The sequence below is a fragment of the Pseudoxanthobacter sp. genome (assembly GCF_036822375.1).
Classification (GTDB): Bacteria; Pseudomonadota; Alphaproteobacteria; order Rhizobiales; family Segnochrobactraceae; genus Pseudoxanthobacter.
In genome coordinates this window covers 1-4266 of record NZ_DAISHT010000172.1, presented here as the reverse complement: position 1 = coordinate 4266, position 4266 = coordinate 1, and the positions used below count along the sequence as shown (strand labels likewise).

Annotated in this window: 4 protein-coding genes; all 4 read left to right on the top strand. The window is 68.3% G+C overall.

What is annotated here, in order from left to right:
* Positions 1-765, top strand: a 765-nt coding sequence (locus V7067_RS13740) for a pyruvate dehydrogenase complex E1 component subunit beta (protein ID WP_334176472.1), incomplete at its 5' end; no start/stop codon positions are given.
* 284 nt (positions 766-1049) lie between these two features.
* Positions 1050-2375, top strand: coding sequence for a pyruvate dehydrogenase complex dihydrolipoamide acetyltransferase (locus V7067_RS13735; protein WP_334176471.1), 1326 nt, complete (start codon positions 1050-1052; stop codon positions 2373-2375).
* A gap of 61 nt (positions 2376-2436) precedes the next feature.
* On the top strand, positions 2437-2793 hold the full coding sequence (locus tag V7067_RS13730; protein WP_334176470.1) for a hypothetical protein: 357 nt from the start codon (positions 2437-2439) through the stop codon (positions 2791-2793).
* A 79-nt stretch (positions 2794-2872) separates the two neighbouring features.
* Positions 2873-4266, top strand: a 1394-nt coding sequence (gene lpdA / locus V7067_RS13725; protein ID WP_334176469.1) for a dihydrolipoyl dehydrogenase, incomplete at its 3' end; no start/stop codon positions are given.

Below are 4266 nucleotides of genomic sequence, written 5' to 3'. Positions count from 1 at the left end.
AACGGGCTGAAGCCGATCGTGGAGTTCATGACGTTCAACTTCGCCATGCAGGCGATTGACCACATCATCAACTCCGCCGCCAAGACGCACTACATGTCCGGCGGTCAGGTGACGTGCCCCATCGTGTTCCGCGGTCCCAACGGCGCCGCGGCCCGCGTGGGAGCCCAGCACAGTCAGGACTACGCCGCCTGGTACGCCCAGATCCCCGGCCTGCGGGTGATTCAGCCCTATTCGGCGGCCGACGCCAAGGGCCTGCTGAAGGCGGCGATCCGCGATCCGAACCCGGTGGTCTTCCTTGAGAACGAGATTCTCTACGGCCACGCGTTCGAGGTGCCGAAGCTCGACGATTTCGTTCTGCCCATCGGCAAGGCGCGCATCGCCCGGCCGGGCAACGACGTGACCATCGTCTCGTTCGGCATCGGCATGACCTACGCCACCAAGGCGGCCGAGGAACTGGCCGGTCTCGGCATCGATGCCGAAGTGATCGACCTGCGCTCCATCCGCCCGCTGGATATCGACACGGTGCTGGCCTCGGTGAAGAAGACCGGCCGGGCGGTGACGGTGGAAGAGGGCTGGCCGGTGTGCTCCATCGGCTCCGAGGTTGCCTCGCAGATCATGGAAAAGGCGTTCGACTGGCTCGATGCGCCGGTGCTGAAGGTCGCCGGCCACGACGTGCCGATGCCTTATGCCGCCAATCTGGAGAAGCTCGCGCTTCCCACGGTGGCCGACGTGATCGCGGCGGTCCGGGCCGTGACCTATCGCTGATCGGCGCTGCGGGCGGAAGGGCACTCTCTTCCGCCCGCCGGCTGTTGGCCGGCCGCGGCCATGGCGGGTCCGGGCCCGCCGGATCGCGGCCCGCGTTTCAGGGGCTGTGCCGGCTCTCGTTTGCCGCCCGCGTGTCCGGGCGCCTGAGGGCCGTGCAGCCGGACAGGATTGATTTGCGACCCGCCGGCGCGCGCCTTTTCGCGCCGCAGGGCGGCCGGAGCGTTCCGGTCCGCCGCTGAAAGGGTCCGGAACCCGGCTCGCAACCGAGCCTGAGGGGGAAGACGATGCCCATCGACATTCTGATGCCGGCCCTCTCGCCCACGATGGAAAAGGGAAACCTTGCCAAGTGGCATGTGAAGAAGGGTGACACGGTCAAGTCCGGCGATGTGATTGCCGAGATCGAGACCGACAAGGCGACCATGGAGGTCGAGGCGGTCGATGAAGGGACCGTCGGCGTCATTCTGGTGCCGGAGGGCACGCAGGATGTGGCGGTGAACACGCCGATCGCCCGGCTGCTGGCCGAAGGCGAGGACGAAAGCGCGCTTTCCGCCGCACCGGCGCCGGCCGCCGCTCCGGCGGCTGCTGCCCCGGCCGCCGCGGCTCCCGCCCCGGCTGCTGCTGCGGCGGCTCCGGCTGCTGCGGCCCCGGCCGCGCACGGTGCGCGCCTGTTCGCCTCGCCGCTGGCCCGGCGCATTGCCAAAGAAAAGGGGCTGGAGCTGGCCGCCATCAGCGGCACCGGCCCTCATGGCCGCATCGTGAAGGCCGACGTGGAGGCCGCTGCGGCGGCCGGCACGGCGAAGCCGTCCCCGGCGGCGGCTGCCCCGGCACCGGCCCCCGTGGCGGCCGCGCCCGCCGCGGCAGCGGTGGCTGCGCCTTCCGACGAGGCGACGCGCAAGCTGTTCCGGCCCGGCACCTACGAAGTCATTCCCCACGACGGCATGCGCAAGACCATTGCGCGCCGCCTGATGGAATCCAAGCTGACCGTTCCGCACTTCTATCTCACGGTCGACTGCGATCTCGACGCGCTGCTGGCGCTGCGCACCGAGATCAACAATGCCGCACCGGACGTGAACGGCAAGCCGGCCTACAAGGTGTCGGTCAACGACTTCATCATCAAGGCCATGGCCCGGGCGCTGCGCGCCGTGCCGGACGCCAACGTGACGTGGACCGACGCCGGCATGCTGAAGCACAGCGTGGCGGATGTGGGCGTGGCGGTGTCGATCCCCGGCGGGCTCATCACGCCGGTCGTGCGCGATGCCGATATCAAGTCGCTGTCGGCCATCTCCAACGAGATGAAGGATCTGGCCGGCCGGGCCCGCGCCAAGAAGCTGAAGCCGGAGGAATATCAGGGCGGCACGACGGCCGTCTCGAACCTCGGCATGTTTGGCATCCGGGAGTTCGCGGCCATTATCAACCCGCCGCACGCCACCATTCTGGCGGTCGGCACCGGCGAGCAGCGGGCCGTGGTGCGCAACGGCGCACTGACGGTCGCGACGCAGATGACGGTCACGCTCTCCACCGACCATCGCGCGGTCGACGGTGCGCTCGGGGCGGAGTTCCTGGCCGCCTTCAAGGCGGCCATCGAGAAGCCGATGTCGCTGCTCGTGTGATGCGGCTGCGGGCGGCGGCGGCGTGCCGCTGCCCCGCCCGGCTCCGGAAGGGTGATGGCAGGTGGCCACGCAGGGCAACATGATCTTTCCGTCGCGCTCCGCCCCGCGCCTCTGGCTGCGGGCGGCGCTGGGGCTCTGTGTCGTGCTGGCCAGCGCCGGCCCGGCGCTGGCGCTGCTGTCGCCGTGGTGGCAGCGCTCGCGCGAGATCGGGGCGATTGCCGCCGACCCGCGCGTTGCCGCCGCGCTGGAGAAGGATGGCCCGATCGTGGCCATCAGCGCTGCCGGCGACGATCGCTACAGCGTGACCACGGCGCATTGCCGTCTTGAGGTCGTGGTCGTCGCGCACAGGCCGGACCCGAATGCGCCCGTCGGGCCGAAGCAGTTTTCCTTGAAACTCGGCTCACCCGTGTGCCGCTGAGGCGGGACGGCAGGGACCGGCGGCAGGCCGGGAAACGAGGCCGACGCGAACGAAGGGGGGCCTTAGGGCTTCAGGGACCATGAGCACTTCCTACGATATCATCATCATCGGCGGCGGCCCGGGCGGTTATGTGGCAGCGATCCGCGCCGCACAGCTCGGCTTCAGGACCGCTGTGGTGGAGAAGAACCATCTCGGCGGCATCTGCCTCAACTGGGGCTGCATTCCCACCAAGGCGCTGCTGCGCTCCGCCGAAATCTATCATTACATGGAGCATGCCAAGGATTACGGCCTCTCGGCCTCCGGCATCGGCTTCGATATCGGCGCGGTCATCAAGCGCTCGCGCGGGGTCTCCTCGCAGCTGGCGACCGGCGTCGGCTTCCTGCTGAAGAAGAACAAGGTCGATGTGATCTGGGGCAAGGCCACGCTGACCGCGCCGGGCAAGCTGCATGTCGAGGCAGCGGAAAACGCGCCGAAGGGCGCGCTCGGTGCCGGCGACTATGCGGCCGCCCACATCATCGTGGCCACCGGGGCCCGGCCGCGTGCGCTGCCGGGCATCGAGCCCGACAAGAAGCTGATCTGGACCTATTTCGAGGCCCTCAATCCCGACCGCATGCCGAAGTCGCTGCTGGTGATGGGCTCCGGCGCCATCGGCATCGAGTTTGCCTCGTTCTACCACACGCTCGGCGCCGAGGTGACGGTGGTGGAGGTGATGCCGCAGATCCTGCCGGTGGAAGACCACGAGATTGCCGCCCATGTGCGCAAGCGGCTGGAAAAGTCCGGCCTGAAAATCCTGACCGAGGCCAAGGTCGCGGGCGTGAAGAAGGGCGCCGATTCCGTCACCGCCACGGTGGTGACCAAGGACGGCAAGACGCAGGAGATCACCGCCGAGCGGATGATCTCGGCCGTGGGCGTGCAGGGCAATATCGAGGGCCTCGGCCTTGAGGCGCTCGGCGTGAAGACCGATCGCGGCTGCATCGTGATCGACGCGGTCGGCCGCACGAACGTGCCGGGGCTTTATGCCATCGGCGATGTCGCCGGCCCGCCGATGCTCGCCCACAAGGCGGAGCACGAGGGCGTGATCTGCGTCGAGGCCATCAAGGGCCTGCACGTTCACCCGATGGACAAGAAGAAGATCCCCGGCTGCACCTACTGCAATCCGCAGGTCGCCTCCGTCGGTCTGACCGAGAACAAGGCCAAGGAAGCCGGTCGCAAGATTCGCGTCGGCCGCTTCCCGTTCATCGGCAATGGCAAGGCCATCGCGCTCGGTGAGCCGGAAGGTCTGGTGAAGACCATCTTCGATGCCGAGACGGGCGAGCTTCTGGGGGCCCACATGGTGGGTGCGGAAGTGACCGAGCTCATTCAGGGCTTCGTCGTCGCCATGAATCTGGAGACGACCGAGGAAGACCTGATGCACACGGTGTTCCCGCATCCGACCCTGTCGGAGACGATGCACGAGAGCGTGCTCGACGCCTA

Excerpts from the sequence above, each read along its gene's own strand:
- V7067_RS13735 (WP_334176471.1), top strand. The coding sequence starts at position 1,050 with ATGCCCATCGACATTCTGATGCCGGCCCTCTCGCCCACGATGGAAAAG.